13 protein-coding genes are annotated in these 18,715 nt (G+C 60.9%); 5 read left to right on the top strand and 8 right to left on the bottom strand.

Annotation, left to right across the window (positions count from 1 at the left end; all coding sequences use genetic code 11):
• The first annotated feature begins 110 nt into the window (after positions 1–110).
• Positions 111–2,555, top strand: coding sequence for an ATP-dependent helicase (locus WC811_RS01265; RefSeq protein WP_372640070.1), 2,445 nt, complete (start codon positions 111–113; stop codon positions 2,553–2,555).
• A gap of 554 nt (positions 2,556–3,109) precedes the next feature.
• Here the strand turns inward: WC811_RS01265 and WC811_RS01260 are convergent.
• On the bottom strand, positions 3,110–4,156 hold the full coding sequence (locus tag WC811_RS01260; protein ID WP_372640068.1) for a J domain-containing protein: 1,047 nt from the start codon (positions 4,154–4,156) through the stop codon (positions 3,110–3,112).
• A gap of 515 nt (positions 4,157–4,671) precedes the next feature.
• Here WC811_RS01260 and WC811_RS01255 point away from each other — a divergent pair.
• The 4 genes from WC811_RS01255 to WC811_RS01240 all read left to right on the top strand — a co-directional run bounded on the left by WC811_RS01255 (position 4,672) and on the right by WC811_RS01240 (position 9,155).
• Positions 4,672–6,132, top strand: coding sequence for a DUF3754 domain-containing protein (locus WC811_RS01255; protein WP_372640066.1), 1,461 nt, complete (start codon positions 4,672–4,674; stop codon positions 6,130–6,132).
• A 23-nt stretch (positions 6,133–6,155) separates the two neighbouring features.
• The gene (locus WC811_RS01250) at positions 6,156–7,031 is read left to right on the top strand and encodes a 50S ribosomal protein L11 methyltransferase (protein WP_372640063.1); all 876 of its coding nucleotides are present in this window, start codon (positions 6,156–6,158) and stop codon (positions 7,029–7,031) included.
• A gap of 45 nt (positions 7,032–7,076) precedes the next feature.
• A complete protein-coding gene (locus WC811_RS01245) occupies positions 7,077–8,885 on the top strand; it encodes an aminopeptidase P family protein (protein ID WP_372640061.1) in 1,809 nt (602 codons plus the stop codon).
• Positions 8,886–8,975: 90 nt separating this feature from the next.
• The gene (locus WC811_RS01240; protein ID WP_372640059.1) at positions 8,976–9,155 is read left to right on the top strand and encodes a hypothetical protein; all 180 of its coding nucleotides are present in this window, start codon (positions 8,976–8,978) and stop codon (positions 9,153–9,155) included.
• On the opposite strand, the gene ligA is transcribed toward WC811_RS01240, so the two are convergent.
• From ligA to WC811_RS01205, 7 genes are all read right to left on the bottom strand, one after another.
• Entirely contained in the window at positions 9,152–11,290 is a 2,139-nt protein-coding gene (gene ligA / locus WC811_RS01235; RefSeq protein ID WP_372640057.1) for an NAD-dependent DNA ligase LigA, read from the bottom strand. The genes WC811_RS01240 and ligA overlap by 4 nt on opposite strands.
• A gap of 104 nt (positions 11,291–11,394) precedes the next feature.
• Positions 11,395–12,279: an outer membrane protein assembly factor BamD gene (locus WC811_RS01230; RefSeq protein ID WP_372640055.1), complete on the bottom strand. Its 885-nt coding sequence runs from the start codon at positions 12,277–12,279 to the stop codon at positions 11,395–11,397.
• Positions 12,280–12,500: 221 nt separating this feature from the next.
• Complete coding sequence (lpxC, locus tag WC811_RS01225; protein ID WP_372640053.1) at positions 12,501–13,442, bottom strand: UDP-3-O-acyl-N-acetylglucosamine deacetylase; 942 nt, start codon at positions 13,440–13,442, stop codon at positions 12,501–12,503.
• Positions 13,443–13,815: 373 nt separating this feature from the next.
• The gene (gene ftsZ, locus WC811_RS01220; RefSeq protein ID WP_372640051.1) at positions 13,816–15,363 is read right to left on the bottom strand and encodes a cell division protein FtsZ; all 1,548 of its coding nucleotides are present in this window, start codon (positions 15,361–15,363) and stop codon (positions 13,816–13,818) included.
• Positions 15,364–15,459: 96 nt separating this feature from the next.
• Entirely contained in the window at positions 15,460–16,716 is a 1,257-nt protein-coding gene (gene ftsA, locus WC811_RS01215) for a cell division protein FtsA (protein WP_372640049.1), read from the bottom strand.
• An 11-nt stretch (positions 16,717–16,727) separates the two neighbouring features.
• Complete coding sequence (locus WC811_RS01210; protein ID WP_372640047.1) at positions 16,728–17,474, bottom strand: cell division protein FtsQ/DivIB; 747 nt, start codon at positions 17,472–17,474, stop codon at positions 16,728–16,730.
• Positions 17,475–17,728: 254 nt separating this feature from the next.
• Entirely contained in the window at positions 17,729–18,682 is a 954-nt protein-coding gene (locus WC811_RS01205) for a D-alanine--D-alanine ligase (RefSeq protein ID WP_372640045.1), read from the bottom strand.
• Between the last annotated feature and the right edge of the window lie 33 nt (positions 18,683–18,715).

The following is an 18,715-nucleotide window of genomic DNA, read 5'->3' as shown; positions in this document are numbered from 1 at the left end:
TGACCATTTCTGGGCCAGATTTCAGTTTGCTGTTGCTAGAACCCTTGATCAACCCGCGTCGCAGCGCCGCCCCAGTTGTACGATCAGCCACTGTGGTTTACCTGAGTTCGATGACCTCGACTCAGAAGCCGGATGCGAACGGCGGCGGAAATTTTCCGCACGATGATGACGATCCGCCATTCGATCTTCCCGACGCCCCCGCCGCGAAGCCGCGCGAGAGTGTGAAAAGCGGCGTGTCGATTTCCGCGCGCGCCGTCGCGGCCTCTCACGGTCAGCCGACCTATCTTGACGGCCTAAATCCTGAGCAACGCGACGCCGTCGAGACGACAGATGGCCCGCTTCTGGTGCTTGCGGGCGCCGGGACCGGCAAAACACGCGTCCTGACGACCCGCATCGCCCATATTCTGGCAACGGGCCGGGCTTATCCTTCCCAGATCCTGGCTGTGACCTTCACGAACAAGGCCGCCCGCGAAATGCGCGAGCGGATCGGATCGCTGATCGGCGGCTCGCTCGAAGGGATGCAATGGCTCGGAACGTTCCATTCCATCGGCGTCAAGATTCTTCGTCGCCACGTCGAACTGGTCGGTCTGAAGCCAGGCTTCACCATTCTCGACGATGACGACCACGTCCGCCTGTTGAAGCAGGTGATCGAGGCGGCCGGGATCGACAAGGACCGCTGGCCCGCACGCCAGCTCGCGAACCTGATCGACGGCTGGAAAAACCGTGGTCTGACGCCCGACAAGATTCCCGCAGGAGAAGCGGTCTCGTTCGCGGCAGGCAAAGGCGCGCAGCTTTATGCCGCCTATCAAGCACGGCTCAAAGATCTCAACGCCTGTGACTTCGGCGACCTACTGCTCGAATGTATACGTCTGTTCCGCGAGCATCCCGACGTCCTCGCCGATTATCATCGCCGCTTTCGCTATATCCTCGTCGACGAATATCAGGACACCAACGTCGCCCAATACTTGTGGCTGAGGTTGTTGGCGCAAGGGTGCCCGAACATCTGCTGCGTCGGTGACGACGATCAATCGATCTACGGATGGCGCGGCGCCGAAGTCGATAACATCCTGCGCTTCGACAAGGATTTCCCTGGCGCCAAGGTCATCCGGCTGGAGCGCAATTACCGTTCGACCGCCAACATCCTCGCGGCCGCGTCCGGTCTGATCGCCAAAAACACCGACCGTCTGGGCAAGACGTTGTTCACGGACGGCGACGCCGGCGCAAAAATCAACGTCGCCAATTTCTGGGACGACGAAGCCGAGGCGCGCGCCATCGGCGACGACATCGAAAATCTGCAGCGCGCCCACGAATCCTTGAACGACATGGCCGTGCTTGTTCGCGCCTCCTCCCAGATGCGCGCCATCGAAGACCGCTTCATCACGCTCGGCCTTCCTTACCGCGTCATCGGTGGCCCGCGCTTCTACGAGCGTCAGGAAATCAAGGACGCAATCGCCTATCTCGATGTCGTCGCAAACCCATCGAACGACCTCAAATTCGAGCGCATCGTGAACGTGCCGAAGCGCGGCCTCGGCGACACGACGATCAAACGCATTCATGAGTTGGCGCGCGCTCGCGCGATCCCACTTTATCAGGCCGCGCGCGAGATCGTCGAAACCGATGAACTGACACCACGGGCCAGAAAATCTCTATTCGATGTCACCCAATCATTCGAGCGGTGGCGTGGAAATCTCGATCGCATGCGCCACACCGACCTCGCCGAACTCATTCTCGATGAGTCCGGCTATACGGCGATGTGGCAGGCCGACAAAAGCCCGCAATCTCAGACCCGTCTCGAAAACTTGAAAGAACTTGTCCGCTTTATGCACGACTTCGACACGCTTCCGGGCTTCTTGGAGCATGTGTCTCTCGTCATGGACGCCGACCAGGGAAACGACGGCGATCGCGTCTCGCTGATGACCTTGCACGCGGCGAAGGGCCTGGAATTCGGCATGGTCTTCCTGCCGGGCTGGGAAGAAGGCCTCTTTCCGCATCAGCGATCGCTCGATGAAAGCGGCAAGTCGGGCCTCGAAGAAGAACGCCGCCTCGCCTACGTTGGCCTGACCCGCGCGAAACGCCGGGCCAAGATTTCCTTTGCCCAGAACCGGCGCACTCATGGCCTCTATCAATCCGCGCTGCCGTCGCGCTTCGTCGACGAGTTGCCGGAAGCGACTGTCGAGGTCGTCGAGAGCGAGATGCCCTACGGCGGCCGGCAAAACCCCTTCGGCTTCGGTGGTTCGTTCGGTGCGAGCCGGTTCGACCGGGCTGGCGCCGCCGAGCCGTTCAAATCGAGTTATAACACTCCGGGCTGGCAACGCGCGCAGCAGTCCTGGAGCAGAAGCGATCAGAAGAAGAAATCGCGCGGGCCGATGACGCTGGAAGGCGAGTTGGTGGCGGCCTCGACGGCCAACGCCCCGTCCTTCAAATCCGGCACGCGGGTGCGCCATGAAAAATTCGGCGACGGAACCGTGACAACCGTCGACGGCAACAAGCTGACCATTGATTTCGACGACGGCTCGACCAAGCGTGTCGTCGCAAGTTTTGTTGACGTTATATGACGAAAGAGCTATAGTTAATGCTCGGACGGCGTCCAACTCTCGCCGCCAGTTTCTTTATATCGCCGTAATTTTCAGGCAGGTTCTCCACAGCTCGTTGAGCGTGGGGGTTCATCAGCTGTGGCAAGCCTTTGCGGTGTCGGAACGTCACCGGCCGGTTACGCATGTCTTGCGCTGTAAACGTCTGAAATAAAATGCAAAAAAATTTGCGGGGACGTGAAACCGAAGCACGGATTCTTGGTTGGGGAGGATAGAGTCCTTGAAAGGAGCTATCCATGAGCACTTACCGCTTCCCTCTGAGGGGTAAGATTGGCGTCGTGCGTAAGGACGGGGAAGTTCTGACGCGCCGCGTTAGTGTACAGCGTGATTTGAGCCGGGCGAAACGCAGGAATTACGAATTGTCCGAGATGCAACAGCCGTTGACCGAGGAGGAGATCCGTAATCTCCCGGTTGCACATCGTATTTCATCTTGAAGATCAAAACCAGCGTATCAGGACTCAAGTAAGCGGCATCGCCTTCGCAGCGGTGCCGTTCGTTTTTCTGAGCATTCTCACGCTTCAGGCCGCAGCCGCCGTTTTCGTTTTCAATAAATCCCACGCAGCATTGACCTGTTTGATCCGCTGCTCGCGATAGCGGCGGTCGGCTTCGTCTCGTCCGTGATCGGGATGCCAGGACATCCGCAAGGCATCGACGATCTTTTTCACGGCTGCATCGGGAGCATCGGGATTGAGCCCGAGAATGCGATACGCTTCGAAGACCGTCGACGGCACATCCGGCTCCGGCCCTGACGCACGCATCTCCTCCGACGCCGGCATCGCGCCTTGTGCGATCCGGCCGATGCGATCGAGATCACGCATCACGGCGCGGATCGCCGATCTCAACCGCTCCGAGTCGAGTTGCCCTTCCTTGCGCGCCAGATCCGCAACGCGATCGTGCAAGCCGTCGAGTTCCGACGCCAGGACATCGCGCAGCAACAGGTCGTGGGGAAGCATCGAAATCAGAAACTCGGTTTCGTTCAGCCTCGTCCGGACTGGCGCCAGAACTTCCGACGTCTCGCCATCGCCGCTTGAAGCGGCCGGCGCCGGCCGCCAATTCTCGAAGCCCCGCCGAAACGCCGCGAACGGAGCCGCCGCGAAATCCCACATGCGCGCCCCCGGCGCCTCCGACCCCGCGCCTGTTGCAGCCGCCGAAAATTCGAAGACCGCGAATTGTCGCCGTCGCACCAGAAACAGGCACGCGACCATCAGCGAAGCGAGAAGCGTCGAGATTACGCCCGCAACCTTCAAAGCATTGCCGGAACTCGATGGCGTCGTAACCGGATCGACAACTGTCACCCAGCGCGCCGCCACTGGCTCGGGCACCGGCACCAGCGCAGCCGGCTCGATGACGGCTTCGCTCGACAGCATCTCGGACGTCACTCGCGGGATCGTCGTCTTCGCACCGAAGCCCGGCAGGATGAAGCGGCCCTTAAGCCGGCTTACCGGCGCATAACCGGCCGGAACCCCGGTCGGCATCGCAACTCCGATAGTCCGTGCCGAAGCCGCGACCTTCGCCCAAGGGACACGTTGCCCCCCACATTCCAGGATGAACTTATGAACCATCATGGTTTCGCACGTCCAAGCCGCGGACGAGGCGCACGCCGTGAAAGGTTGGTCCTCTCGCGATCCGATGATCCGGTAAGTGGTCATGTCTGAAGGAGAGAGGTGCGGAGCACCCCTTTCCATTGTGCAAGTGTAAGGTAGAACGAGCTCGTCTGCCTCGACGACGCCGCTCGCCAGGGCCATGCACACAGCAAAGCCCAAGGCCAAAAAACGCAAAGCCCCCATTAGTTGCGCCCCCGCAAAATCCCCTCTAGTGCCGCATATTCATGATCTTAGCCAAAGATCGGCATCACTGTGGCAACAGAGCAAGATATAAACGCAATTTATACAAGGCGTGCGCGTAATTAATGGTGCATAATCAACCTCTAGCATCAAGATGACGCGCCGCCCGCTGGGCAACACGCGCGCCATTTTTCGGCGACGAAGACCTGCCACCCTCGACAAAATCTTCGGCGACTCGATATGAAGTTCGCGGGGCAAGAAACTGGGATTGAAAAGAAAGTTCGGGGGAGAGAACAATGGCGTCGGCGGACCTCTCGACTGGGCGAATGCATCGGAAACAAAGCCTGTATGAGCGTTTTTCCGACCTGACCGATTTCGACGCCCGGCCGGCCGAGGTTGCCGAAGACGCACCGCGCGAACCCATCGACATTTTGGCGCCTGACGAAAAGCGCAAACGCGAGCGCTTTATTCCCGTCACTCGCTTCGCTCTCCTCGACCGCCTGACAAAGGTGCATCTCTGGCCGCCGGGACAAGCCGCCGATGCGCGCCGGTTTTTCCGCTATCTCGACTATTGGCGACAGCAGCAATACTTCGCGATGCTGCTCGAACTTGATCAGAACTACGAGGCGTTCTCGCCCGACAGCGATTTGCTGATGACGCGCAGCTTCTCCAGTGAAGACCGCGAAGCCCTGAAACACCGCATCTTCGAGGGCGTTGAAAGCCTTCTTATACGAGCGAATTATGAGCGGATCGATCCGAGCGACGTCGAAGTCATCCTGACGCGCGACAGCCATTACGGCCTCGATCTCTTCGTCGACATGCAGGCCTTCGAGCGGATCGCCATTTATTATCGCGGCGCCTCGAACCGCCGGTACGAGCGGCGGAGCCTGCGAAAGTTTCTCAGCACGGAAGAATTCGACGTGCCGATCTTCCAGCGCCTATTCCTCATGTTCAAACTGAAGACAGCGGAAGCACGCGTTGAAGAAGTCATGCGGGAGAAGAAGCTCTCGCGTGAAGCCGCGGAAAAGTGGGTCGATCGTCGCCGTCAGAGCCTCCCTCCCGGGATCAGCGACAAGAACATTTATCTGAAGCTCTTCAAGAATATCCCGCGAACCGACATCGAGATGGTGTTTCCGAACACCCAGGTTCGCTTTCGATCCATGGACAAGCTGCGCCTTGGCGTTACGGCCGGCGGCGGCCTTGGCATGGGCGCGGTCGGCGCGGCAGGCAAGCTTGCGCTTCTATTGAGCAACCCGATCGCGGCCTTGGGCGCACTTGCCGGTCTCGGCGGTATCGCCGCCCGCCAGGCCATGGGCTTCCTGAACCAAAAGCAGCGCTACATGGTCGTAATGGCGCAGAACCTCTATTTCCACACCATGGCCGACAATCGCGGCGTCATCCTGAAAATCGCGGCGCGCGGCGCCGAGGAAGACGTGAAGGAAGAAATGCTGCTTTACAGCGTCCTCGCCAAGGAGCACGCAACCCGCGCCGATTTGCCGTCTATCGACCTCGCGATCGAAAACTATCTGACACGCACATTCGGCGTGAAGATCGACTTCGAGATCGACGACGCCCTTGATCGCCTGATCCGTGACGGGATCGTTACCGAAAGAGCCGACGGCACTTTTGTCACCTTGCCGCCGGCCGAGGCGGCGAAGCACATCGACGCCAAATGGGACCTGTTCCTCGATCATCTGCCTGATCCGATCAGTTCGGAAGGCTACGAATTCGAGGGCAAACACGTCCCCAACCGTTAATGTCCCCCAACTCTTAACGTCCAATGGCATTCAGAAAATTCGCAGCCCGTTTCTCCGACCGCTCGCTCGCCTACGCGACCGGCAACGCAGCGCAAGACCTTCTCGAACCGCCGCCCGACGCGCTGACCGTCTTCGAAGACGGCCCAGACCTCTGGCGCGTCGAAGCTTACTTCGACCTTGATGCCGGCGACCGCGACCTCTCAGCGGAACTGGCGCCGCTCATCGAATGGCCGCTACCGCCGTTCGAGATCGAAACCGTCCCTGATCTCAACTGGGTCGCGATTTCGCAGGCAGCACTTCCTCCCGTTCCCGCCGGTCGCTTCACCATTCACGGCAGTCACGACAGCGGACGCGTCGCTCACGGACCGAACGCCATTTTGATCGACGCTGGCGAAGCCTTCGGCACAGCGCATCACGCGACGACGCTCGGATGCCTTCTCGCCATCGACCGCCTGACGCGCGCCCGCTCGTTCAAGAATATGCTCGATCTCGGTTGCGGCTCGGGCGTGCTGGCCATCGCCGCCGCGAAGGCGATGCCGCTGACGCGCATCATCGCCGCCGACATGGACCCGCAGTCCGTCAAAGTCGCGACCGAAAACGTCCGGCTGAACGGCGCGGGCCGCCGCATCGCCGTCGTCGTTGCGAGCAGCATCGGAAACCCGAAGATCCGCACGCGTGCGCCGTTCGACTTCCTGGTCGCCAACATCCTGGCCGGACCTCTGATCGGCCTCTCCCCCTCGATCTCGCAAGCCGTCGTCCGCGGCGGAACGCTGGTGCTTTCGGGCATCCTCATACCGCAGGCGCCGGAGGTGATCGCAACCTATCTGGCTCACGGCTTCGCTTTGAAGCGCCATGACCGCATCGTCGGCTGGTCTACGCTGACGTTCAACCGGCGTTGAAATCGGTCATTGCCCGCCCCCAATCCCGCGCTTAGAACCTCAGCCATGCTGCAAACATTCCATTCCCTGTCCGAGCCGGAACGCGTCGCCGAACGCGTGAAAGCGCTTCGCGTTTATATGGCGAAAGCGAAGATCGACGCCGTTCTCGTGCCGCGATCTGACAAGCACCAAGGCGAATACGTTCCCGCCAGCGCCGAGCGCCTCCAATGGCTAAGTGGATTTTCGGGCTCGGCCGGCATCGCCGTCATCGCCAAGAAGGCGGCGGCGCTGATGATCGATGGTCGCTACACGGTGCAAGCGGCAGCCGAAACCGACACTAAGGTTTTTGAAGTCTCTCTGCTCCCGCGCGGCAAACTTGCGGATTGGCTCGCCGCGAATGTTGGCAAGGGCGGCATGATTGGTTTCGATCCCTGGAACCACACCGCTGGAGAGATCAATCGGCTGACGGCCGCGCTTGCGCCGAAGGGCATCAAGCTCAAGGCGCTCCCCAAAAACCCGATCGACATTCTGTGGGGCGAGAACCGTCCGAAGCCGCCGCACAACCCCGTCATCGCCCAGCCGATCGGCTTCGCGGGCCGGACGTCGGCGGACAAGGTTTCGGAATTGCAAGCGCGTCTCAAGAGCGAGGGCCAGAGCGCGGTCATCCTGACGTTACCGGATTCGATCTGCTGGCTGTTCAACATTCGCGGCAGCGACGTCGCCCACAATCCGGTCGTGCTCGCGTTCGCTATCGTACCCGTGAGCGGCAAAGCCGAACTCTTCATCGCACCGGACCGGCTCGACAGCGAAGTCCGCGCCGAAGTCACGCCGGTCGCCAAGCTTCTTGCCCCTGCAATGCTCATCGAGCGGGTGAAAGACCTCAAAGCCAAGGGCCAGCGCGTCCGCCTCGATCCCGAGTCCGCCGCCTATTGGTTCGAACAAAAGCTCGGCGCCAAGCTCATCGCCCGTGGCCAAGACCCGTGCATCGTTCCGAAGGCGATCAAATCCGACGCGGAAGTCATCGGTAGCCGTGCGGCCCACGTTCGTGATGGCCACGCCATGGTTCGCTTTCTGGCATGGCTCGACGATTGGGCTTCCGATGGAACGCTCGACGAAATCACCGCCGTGCAGAAGCTCGAAGAATTCCGCCGCGACACCAACATGCTCCGCGACGTGAGCTTCCCGACGATTTCGGGCTCCGGCCCCAACGGCGCCATCGTGCATTATCGCGTCAGCGACGCGACCAACCGGCGCGTGAAGCCGGGCGAGTTGTTCCTCATCGACAGCGGCGGACAATATCAGGACGGCACGACGGATATCACGCGCACGATTGCAGTTGGCGAGCCGACCGAAGACATGCAACGGCATTTCACGGCCGTTCTCAAAGGTCATATCGCGGTCGCGACTGCACGCTTCCCGAAAGGCACGCGCGGCATCGATCTCGATCCGTTCGCGCGCCGCGCGCTTTGGCAAATCGGCGCCGACTTCGATCACGGAACGGGGCACGGCATCGGCAGCTACCTCTCGGTCCACGAGGGACCGCAGTCCATCTCGCGCGCAGGCATGGCGCCGCTGCATCCGGGCATGCTGATTTCAAATGAACCCGGTTACTACAAGGTCGGTCAGTACGGCATCCGCATCGAAAACGTCGTGCTCGTTACGCTTCCCGAGACGGTCGATGGCGATCGCGAAATGATGGCGTTTGAAACGCTCACTCTCGCGCCGATCGACCGGCGTCTCATCCTTCCCGAGATGCTCGAAAAGAGCGAGCGCGATTGGCTCAACGGCTACCACAAGCACGTCTTCGAGACGCTTGCCCGCAACCTCGATCTCACGACGCGCAACTGGCTGAAGCAGGCGACGCAGCCGGTTTGAGCAAATCGCAATGCTGTATCGTCCGTGACAGCGCTCCAACTATCGGGTCCTTACCTCTCTCCTCCGTCCACGGCATCAGGAGAGATCGCAATGTTCGAAATCTATGAGTTGAGCGCCGCACCGCATTTGCCCGAGTCATTCAAATCCAGCCTGGCGGTCGCGAGGCCCGAAAACCTGTTCGCGCTGCTCGCCCAAGCCTCCGAGGGAGATGAGAGCATCGAAGTGAGAATGCGCAACGGCGAGATCTTCATCGCGCTGACCGCGAGTTAATTCCCGATGAGCGCCAGCCAGCCATCTTCGTCGAGCACTGTCACGCCGAGCGCGCGCGCATTGTCGAGCTTGGAACCCGCGTCCGCGCCCGCGACGACATAATCCGTCTTCTTCGAAACAGAACCTGAAACCTTCGCGCCGAGCCGCTCGGCCTGCGCCTTGGCTTCGTTGCGTGTCAGCTTCGTCATCGTCCCCGTGAAAACCACCGTCTTGCCGGTGACCGGCGACTCTTTCGTCTGCGTGCGGACATAAGGCGCTACCCTGACTTCCTTCAGCAGCGCCGTGACCTGCTCCAAGTTGTGCCGCTCACCGAAGAAATCGACGAGCGCGTCGACCACCGTCTCACCGATACCCTCGATGTTGTCGATATCGCGATAGGCGTCGCTGTCCTTGCCATCCTTGATTGCGGCTTCAACCGCCACGCGCAGGGCTTCCAGAGTGCCATACGCTTTGGCAAGATCTTTCGCCGTCGTTTCGCCGATATGCCGAATGCCGAGCGCAAATAGAAACCGGTCGAGCGTTACCTCGCGGCGAGCATCGATCGCCGCAAAGAGCTTGCGGACCGATGTCTCCTTGAACCCGCGAACTTTCGTCAACGGTTCATCCGACGCACGGTCGTGGGCTTCGAGCGTGAAAATATCTGCGGGCGATTTGATGCGGCCGGTATCGAAGAAGAACTCGATTTTCTCAGTCCCGAGCCCCTCGATATCGAAGGCATTGCGCGACACGAAATGCTTCAAGCGCTCCTTGACCTGCGCCGGGCAAATAAGACCGCCCGTACAGCGGCGGACGACATCCGCCTTTCCCGCTTCCTCATCATTTTCACGCACCGCATGACTGCCGCACACGGGGCAAACGGTCGGAAATACATACGGCTCCGAACCTTTTGGACGCTTATCGAGAACAACCTCGACGACTTGCGGAATAACATCTCCCGCGCGCTGAATAACGACTGTATCGCCTATGCGGATGTCCTTCCGCGCGATCTCATCCTCGTTGTGAAGCGTCGCATTCGAAACGACGACGCCGCCGACCGTCACGGGCTTTAGCTTCGCAACCGGTGTCAACGCGCCCGTGCGCCCGACCTGAATGTCGATCTTCTCCAGCACCGTCGTCGCGCGTTCGGCCGCAAACTTGTGCGCGATCGCCCATCGCGGCGAGCGCGAGACGAAGCCGAGCCGCTCCTGATAGTCGAGCCGGTTCACCTTGTAGACGACGCCGTCAATGTCGTAACCGAGCCCGGCCCGCTTGCTCTCGATATCGCGATAGAATTTGATGAGATCGTCGGCGCTCGTCGCTGTGCGCATCAGCGGATTGACCGGCAACCCCCATTGCTCGAAAGCCGCGACGACACCTGCCTGCGTATCGGTGGGCAGTTTCGAAACAGCTCCCCAAGCATAAGCGAAAAATCTGAGCGGTCTCTTCGCGGTGATCGACGCATCAAGCTGCCGGAGCGAGCCGGCGGCTGCATTCCGCGGATTGGCGAAGATCTTGTCGCCGTTCTCAGCCTGAGCGGCATTGAGAGCTTCGAAATCCTTGTGTCCAAGATAAATTTCGCCGCGAACATCAATCAGCTCGGGAACAGTCTTGCCCTTGAGCGTGTGCGGTATTCCGTGAACCGTCTTGATGTTTGCCGTGACGTTCTCGCCTTCCGCCCCATCGCCGCGCGTCGCGGCCTGGACGAGAATGCCATTCTCGTAGCGGATTGAAATCGAGAGCCCGTCAATCTTTGGCTCCGCAGTCACTTCCAAAACATCGTCGCCGCCGAGCATCAGAAAGCGGCGCACGCGCTCGACGAAATCGATGACGTCCTGATCTTCGAATGCATTGCCAAGCGACAGCATCGGTACGTCGTGGCGGATCTTTCCGAATGCCGCGACCGGGGCAGCGCCGACCTTGACCGTTGGGCTATCTGCGCGCTGAAACTCGGGATGCGCTTTTTCAAGTTCATCGAGACGCCGACGCAACGCGTCGTATTCGGCATCCGAAACCTCTGGCGCGTCCTGCCGGTAATAGAGTTCGTCGTGATGCGCAATTTCGGCCGCCAGCCGCGCGATTTCCGCCTCCGGCGTTTCGCTAGCCTTGCGCACTCGCGTACCGCTCTCGCGCTTTTTCTTCGATTTCGTATCGGGCATCGCTATTTCGGTAACGACAGACAGGTCAAAGTCGGCGCCGCAGATCGCGACGGCGCTTCAAGAATTAGCACAATGTGAAAGATCTGACAGGCTCAGCCTAAGGCTCAACCGCTGCCAAGACTGAGGCTCGGCATGGAAATCTTGGGCACCGAGAGCTTAGGAACCGCATTCCAGGTCTTGCTCACCCAGGATTGGGAGTCTTCCCGAGGAACCAAGCCGCCGGATGCCAACAGCGAATAGGAATCCTTGTACCACCGGCTGTCCGGATAGTTATGACCCAGCACCGCCGCCGCGTTCTGAGCTTCCTTAGTGATGCCCAGCGCCATATAGGCCTCGACGAGCCGCGCAAGCGCCTCCTCGACATGGGCAGTGGTCTGGTAGTCGCTGACGACCGTCTTGAAGCGGTTGATGGCACCGACATAGTTGTGCCTATCGAGATAATACCGCCCGATTTCCATCTCTTGAGCCGCGAGATTATCATTGCAAATGCGGATCTTGTTGTCCGCGTCGCGCGCAAACTCGCTGTCGGGATACCGCTCCTTCAGGATCTTCAACTGCTCAAGCGCCTTGCGGGCAGCGGTCTGATCGCGATCCGCCTTGTTCATCTGGTCGAAATAGGCTTCCGCGATAATGTGGTGCGCCATGGGCGCTTCCTTCGTACCGGGATGCAGCGCGACGTAACGCTCGGCGGAGGCGATGGCCTCGGGCGCCTTGCCGCCGCGATAATAAGCGTATGCCGCCATAACGATGGATTTACGTGCTTCCGGCGAATAGGGATGCTCGCGATCGACGGCTTCGAACTTCTGCGCGGCGTCGTCGAAGTTGCCTTTGGTCATCATCGCGTCAGCATCCGCGAACATCTTCGAGGGCGGATCGGGATTAAGCACTGCGCTGTCGATCTTCGGGCCGCCGCAGCCTGCCAGCGCGAGCGAAACCAGCACCGACACCGTGCCCAAAGCTCTTACAATTTGTCGTGTCGAAATCATCATGCGCCGCGCTGCTTCCTACAGAGGCCGGAGCACATTCAACGCCAGCCCGCACTTCTCAACGTCCGCAAGCGGATAGCACCCGGAGGCTCGTTCCGAAAGATGAATCGCCAGCAGCGCATTGTCTGCCAACAGTCCATATCGCCAAGGGTATCGTCAGAATGTGGTGCATTCCGGGCCGACGGAGCGAAGCCTCGCCGGCCGCATCAGGAATAGTCTGCGGCTTATTCCGCTGCGACAACGGTTTCCGACACGATCTGGATCGGCGAACGGCTTGCGCGTGTGCGCGGTGCCTGTGCGAATTCCCAGTTCGACGCGTCGGCGAACAGCGCCTGAAGAACCATCGAGTTCAGCTTGTGACCGCCCTTGTATGAGCGATACGCACCGAGCAATGGCATACCGGCAAGCGCGAGATCGCCGACGGCATCGAGCATCTTGTGACGGACGAACTCCTGCGGATAGCGGAGCCCTTCGCGGTTCATGACCTTGCCTTCGCCGATTGCGACGGTGTTGGTCAGGTCGGCACCGAGTGCAAGACCGGCTTTCCACAACTTCTCGACGTCACTCATGAAGCCGAACGTCCTGGCCCGCGAAATCTCATGACGGAAAACACCGGGGCTCATCTCATACTGCAGGCGCTGGCGTCCGATGACGGGTGTGTCGAAGTCGATTTCGACGTCCATGCGGAACCCGGCATGGGGTTCAAGCGTACCCCAGCAGCTACCTTCTTCAACACGGACTGGCTTTAGGACTTTGATGTATTTGCGCGGCTCTGAAAGCTCGCGAATGCCGACCCGGTCAATGGCGTCGACGAATTCCGCCGAGCTGCCGTCCATGATCGGAACTTCTTTGCTGTCGATCTCGATATAGACGTTGTCGATCGAGAGACCACGGAGCGCCGCAAGAAGATGTTCGACGGTTCCGACTGTTGTTCCGGCGCTGTCGCCGATGACCGTACAAAGTGTAAGATTTTTGACGTTGGCTACGTGTGCCGCGATTTCCGAGACGACCCTTCCTCGTTTCGTAACGAGAAAGCGGAGCCCAGTATCAGCCTCTGCTGGATGCAGTGTGAGTGATACCGGAGCTCCGCTGTGCACCCCCGTGCCTGTCAACTGGATCTCGCGGGCAAGCGTGGTTTGCCGCGCACCGATGAATCGATTCGACATACAGCGCCGTCCCTCATTCTTTGGCGGGCCGCTGCTCCCCAGCATTAATGCGGCCTACCACCCCCTGACCTACCTCGAAGACCTTCTGATTCTTCCAGAGCTTTCCAGCCTTATTTCGGCCGTGTCCGCTCTGATCAAAGGTTCATCACAAGTGGTCGATGCACAAAAGCTAACTGCTTCGCGAAACACCGACAAATCACGCTTTCTTACATTGTGTTACGCTTTGGCAACCATTCTTGACGTTCCGGCAGTCTTGATGCAGCCGTATTTTGATCCCGCTTCACGCCAAAAAAATCGCCCTCTTTCACCACGCTTTTATCACGATCAAAACCGCCGGCAAACCGCTTGCGAGGAAGAGTGCGCGCGCTCCGCGCTACCTCCGTCCGAGACCGGCGATTCGTCCCAAAAAGCCCGGTTTTCTTTGCTCTTCTGCATCTCTACTGCTGGCGCGAGGACCACCGCCTTGGCGTGCGTTCCACTCTTTTTGTGCCTGCGGCGGAAACTCCTCGATCCCCGGAACCCGGCGAGATGCGCGCTGAATTTCAGTGGGCGCTTGCGGCTCGAATCGCTGGTCGTAAATTGGTGCTCCGCCCTCTGCTGGAAGCGGCGGCGTACGTAACAAAGCGTTCCCCGAGAGTGCAGGAAAATTTTCCAACCCGTCTTCTATCGTGACATTTCCTGGGGCAACCCAGCTGTCGCGGCTTGCGCGCGGTGCTTCGCTGTGGACAGGACCGGCAAAATTCTGCGGCAATTGCGCGGGCGAAGCTTGCAAAGCTTCAGCGAGACGGCGCTGGAGGTCGCCCGGCGGCGCGGGAACCATGGCGGGATTCGCGGCATGCAGTTTCGGCGCAGGCTGATGCGGTTGTGACATTCCCATGACATGACCGGCGTGGGCCACCGGGCTCTGGCGCGCGGCCTCGTAAGCCGCCTGCTGCGCGTTGTTATACTCAGCCGCCCGGTTGTTCATGCCCGATGCCACGATCGAAACGCGCAACCGGTCTCCGAGCTGCTCGTCGAATGTCGCGCCAACGATGATATTGGCCTCGACATCGACTTCCTGCCGGATGCGGCTTGCCGCCTCGTCGACCTCATAGAGCGTCATGTCGCGGCCGCCCGAGATTGAAAGCAGAAGGCCCCTGGCGCCGCGCAGCGTCACGTCGTCGAGCAGCGGATTGGCGATGGCTTCTTCCGCCGCCAGGATCGCGCGCCGCTCACCCGTCGCTTCGCCGGTGCCCATCATCGCCGTCCCCATACCGCTCATGATCGTGCGGACGTCGGCGAAATCGAGATTGATGAGGCCTTCCTTGAGAACAAGCTCGACGATGCAGGCGACGCCCGAATAGAGCACCTGGTCCGCAAGCACGAAGGCTTCAGCGAAGGTCGTCCGCTCGTTCGCGATGCGGAACAAGTTCTGGTTCGGAATAACGATAAGCGTATCGACGAGATGCCGGAGATTCTCGACTCCCGCTTCCGCGATGCGCATGCGCCGCGCGCCTTCGAACTGGAACGGCTTGCAAACGACGCCGACCGTCAGCGCGCCAAGTTCACGCGCAATCCGCGCGATCACCGCCGCCGCGCCCGTGCCCGTGCCGCCGCCCATGCCAGCTGCGATGAACACCATATGCGCGCCCGCGATATGTGTTCGCAGCTCTTCGAGCGCTTCTTCCGCGGCCGCTTCGCCGATCTCCGGCCTGGCGCCCGCGCCGAGCCCTTCCGTCAAGTTTATCCCGAGCTGAATGCGATATTCCGCGCTTGAAGCTTCGAGCGACTGCGCGTCGGTATTCGCAACCACGAACTGCACGCCCTGCAAACCAGCGGCGATCATGTTGTTGACGGCGTTGCAGCCCGCGCCACCAACTCCGATGACGGTGATCCGAGGCTTGGCGTCGACCAGCTTCGGCAATTGCAGCTTGATGCTCATAGCGTCCCCGAAAATGATAGTTGGGCGTTGGACACGATTGTCTCGGCCTCGCACGCCACCTGCTTCGACGAACTCACTTCTGTCTTCGACACGTCTTTAAAACCCGCGTTTAAGCCACGTTCCGACGCGACCGAGATATCCCTGCGTCACGGTCTTGCGGCCGCGCGCCATATTGAGTTCGCCGTCTCCGCGCGCCGCCACGATCGCAAGCCCCGAAAGGGTCGCAAGCTGCGGCCCGGATAGACTTGCGGTGAGACCCGGTAGCTCCGTCGGACGACCAACCCGCACCGGGCGGCCGAATTCGTTCGCGACGAATTCAGGCAATCCGATAAGTTGGCTGGCACCGCCCGTCAGTACGACCTTCTCTCCCACGTAGCGGCTCGCCGCATTGAGCGCCAAACGCTCGCGCACGAGCCCCATGATCTGCTGCACGCGCGGACGGACGATATCCGTGAGCCGCGCCTTGCTGGTTTCATAGCTTCCATCGTCCTCTTCTCCGGCGATCGGATAGGAGAACGACTCGTGCTCGTCGGACTGGGCATTGAGGAGTGTGCCATAAAGCGTTTTGATTCGCTCGGCTTCGGCAAGTGGCGTCTGCAACGCCTTCGCGATATCGTAGGTGATATGTTGGCTGCCGACCGGAATAACGTCCGTGCCGGTGAAGCGGCCATCCGCGAACAGCGCAATCGACGTCGTTCCGGCCCCAAAATCGATGCATGTCACACCAAACTGGCGTTCTTCGGGTGTCGTCGCCGCAAGCGCGCTTGCGTAGGGCGACGCGACGAGGCCGTCGCAGCTTGCGTAGCACCGGTCGATGAGCACCAACAGATTGCGCAACGGCGCTTCGTCCGCCGTGACGGCATGAAGCCCCGCCGAAAGCCGCCGCGCCGAAAGCCCGAGCGGATCGCGCACGCCATGCGCGCCGTCGACCTCATAGCCGAGATGGTTGAGATGTATCAGCGTCCGGCCGTTGCGCTCGGCGTAGCTCTCGCCGGCCGACATGAGCCGTTCGAGATCTTCCGGCGTTACGCTGCCCGTTTCGACGTCGGTCCGCGCCGTGCAATGAACGGAAGAAATCCGCCCCGCCGACACCGACAACGTAAAGCCGCCAACGGACGTCCCTGCCGCCCGCTCGGCTTGGCTGATGACACCGCGAACGACGGACTCCGCTTCGTCGAGATCCGTCAAAACGCCGGCTTTCACGCCCTTTGAACGCTGCATGCCCAGTCCGGCGAGCCGCAGCAGCGGCTTTGAACCGCCCGCGACGTGTTCGGCAACGACAACGGCGGCGACTGTTTTACTCGTGCCGATATCGAGAAGCCCGAAAGTCCTATAGGTCCGGCGCTCTGCCATCAAAAGCCTCCCTACTGGCGTGCCGAGGCGACTGACGTCATCCCGGCACCTGTGAGGGAAGCAGTCGGTCCCGATGTGGACGTCGCCGGGCGCATCGCGATCCGGCCTGGCGTGCGAACATCGATGATCATTGGCGATCCTGTAAGTGCGGCCTGCACCTCGCGCGCGTTCGCGATCTCTTGGAAGCCTTCGATCTCGCGATCTGCGGCAAGGTCGAGCGCCGTTCCGTTCTTAAGCACGACGCGCCACCGGCGCTCCGCAACGCGCTCGCCGTAGGCGTATTGCCGTTCGAGCCGCGGATATTGGCGCAGAGCCGAAAGCATCAGGATGGCTTCTCCGTCGGCGCCCGCACCGACGACACGCGGCAAATTCCACGTGCTCGCGGCCGGCATCGGCCCAAGCGTGCGCCCCGTCGCATCGACGAGATAGTTCGTCTCGCCGCGCGTCCACACGAAAGCCGGTGTCCGCTCGCGGATGACCACGTCGAGCGTGCCCGGATAGATGCGCGTGATCTGCGCGGTCTCGACCCACGGCACCCGCTCGATACGCTTCAGCGCCGCATCGGAATCGAAGGCCGCGAACGTCTTTACGTTCGGCAGATCCAGCGCATCGAATACATCGGAATCGGCGGTGTAATGCTGGCCCGAAACATTCACCTGATCGATGCCGAACCCCGCCGCGATCATCAGGGCGTCGGCCTGCGCCGTGACGTCGATGGCCTTCAGTTTGTCGAGCGGCAGTACAACGGCAGCAGCCACGACCGCCGCCGCTATCGTCGCCGCGATGGCGGACGGAACAACCCAGCGCCGCCCGCGCCGCGACCTCCGAAACCGTCGCTCACCGCGTGGAATTTGTAATTTCTTGGTCACGCGCCTGGAAACAGTCGCCGTTGTGGCGCCCCGCCCGCGCGTCGTCGGTGTTTCCTCCCGCGAGGGCGTCACCCATCGAGCAGCCTCCGGTCCCGGCGTTGGCGCATCGTGTGCAGCCCGCCACCAGAACCGATGCTTGCTCTCTACCTGTTGCAACTCGCGTCCTCGACCATCCATCGGACGAGGTTGCCGAACGACCATCCGGCATACCCCGCCAGCTCGGGCACCAGGGAAGTCCCCGTCATGCCCGGCTGCGTATTGACTTCAAGGCAGATCAATTCGCCCGTCCCGCCGGCCGTGTCGTCGTAGCGGAAGTCGGCCCGCGATACGCCGCGACAGCCCAAAGCTTGATGCGCCCTTAACGTTAAGGAGCGGACTGACTGGTAAACATCTGGTAAAAGTTGTGCAGGCAGCTCGTGCTTTGAGCCGCCGGGTGCGTATTTGGCCTCATAGTCGTAGAACTCGAGGCCACGCAGCGGCACGATCTCGATGATATCCGTCACAAAATCGCCGATAACAGCGCAGGTCAGCTCCCGTCCCGCGATATAGCGCTCGACCATCACGATCTCGTCCAGGGCGCCCCCGGCAGCGATGGAATTGGGTGGTCGCTCGGCGCCCGGCGGCACGATGACGACGCCGACGCTAGACCCTTCCGTCAGGGGCTTCACGACGTAAGGAGGTGCCATGACGTGCGCCTCCAGCGCCTCTCCCCGGGTCACCAGCTTGGCCTCCGCCACGGCAACGCCCGAGAGCTTCATGATGTCCTTGGCTCGCTCCTTGTGCATGGCGAGCGCGGAAGAGAGCACGCCCGAATGCGTATAGGGCATCCCGAGCAGCTCCAGCACGCCCTGGACGCAACCGTCCTCGCCGAATTTGCCGTGCAGCGCGTTAAAGCAGACGTCCGGCTTCAACTCCTGCAATTTGCTTGCGAGATCGCGGTCGACGTCGATCTCCGTCACCGTATAGCCTTCCTGCAGCAACGCTTCGCCGACGGCGGCACCCGAATTCAAGCTGACGTCGCGCTCGGCGGAAAGCCCGCCCTTCAAAACGGCGACGTGATTGCGCGTACGCTTCGGGACCGGGCCGAGTGTGTTCATGGCTGGCTCGCTTGCAAGATGGCTGTCATTTGA

Origin of the sequence: Hyphomicrobium sp. (genome assembly GCF_041659645.1) — a bacterium.
Lineage (GTDB): Bacteria > Pseudomonadota > Alphaproteobacteria > Rhizobiales > Hyphomicrobiaceae > Hyphomicrobium_B.
This window is presented reverse-complemented; position numbering and strand designations above follow the sequence as displayed.

What these genes read in the sequence shown, in the direction of transcription:
- WC811_RS01265 (WP_372640070.1), top strand. Translation starts at nt 111, where the DNA reads ATGACCTCGACTCAGAAGCCGGATGCGAACGGCGGCGGAAATTTTCCG.
- WC811_RS01260 (WP_372640068.1), bottom strand. Translation starts at nt 4,156, where the DNA reads ATGATGGTTCATAAGTTCATCCTGGAATGTGGGGGGCAACGTGTCCCT.
- WC811_RS01255 (WP_372640066.1), top strand. Translation starts at nt 4,672, where the DNA reads ATGGCGTCGGCGGACCTCTCGACTGGGCGAATGCATCGGAAACAAAGC.
- WC811_RS01250 (WP_372640063.1), top strand. Translation starts at nt 6,156, where the DNA reads ATGGCATTCAGAAAATTCGCAGCCCGTTTCTCCGACCGCTCGCTCGCC.
- WC811_RS01245 (WP_372640061.1), top strand. Translation starts at nt 7,077, where the DNA reads ATGCTGCAAACATTCCATTCCCTGTCCGAGCCGGAACGCGTCGCCGAA.
- WC811_RS01240 (WP_372640059.1), top strand. Translation starts at nt 8,976, where the DNA reads ATGTTCGAAATCTATGAGTTGAGCGCCGCACCGCATTTGCCCGAGTCA.
- ligA (WP_372640057.1), bottom strand. Translation starts at nt 11,290, where the DNA reads ATGCCCGATACGAAATCGAAGAAAAAGCGCGAGAGCGGTACGCGAGTG.
- WC811_RS01230 (WP_372640055.1), bottom strand. Translation starts at nt 12,279, where the DNA reads ATGATGATTTCGACACGACAAATTGTAAGAGCTTTGGGCACGGTGTCG.
- lpxC (WP_372640053.1), bottom strand. Translation starts at nt 13,442, where the DNA reads ATGTCGAATCGATTCATCGGTGCGCGGCAAACCACGCTTGCCCGCGAG.
- ftsZ (WP_372640051.1), bottom strand. Translation starts at nt 15,363, where the DNA reads ATGAGCATCAAGCTGCAATTGCCGAAGCTGGTCGACGCCAAGCCTCGG.
- ftsA (WP_372640049.1), bottom strand. Translation starts at nt 16,716, where the DNA reads ATGGCAGAGCGCCGGACCTATAGGACTTTCGGGCTTCTCGATATCGGC.
- WC811_RS01205 (WP_372640045.1), bottom strand. Translation starts at nt 18,682, where the DNA reads ATGAACACACTCGGCCCGGTCCCGAAGCGTACGCGCAATCACGTCGCC.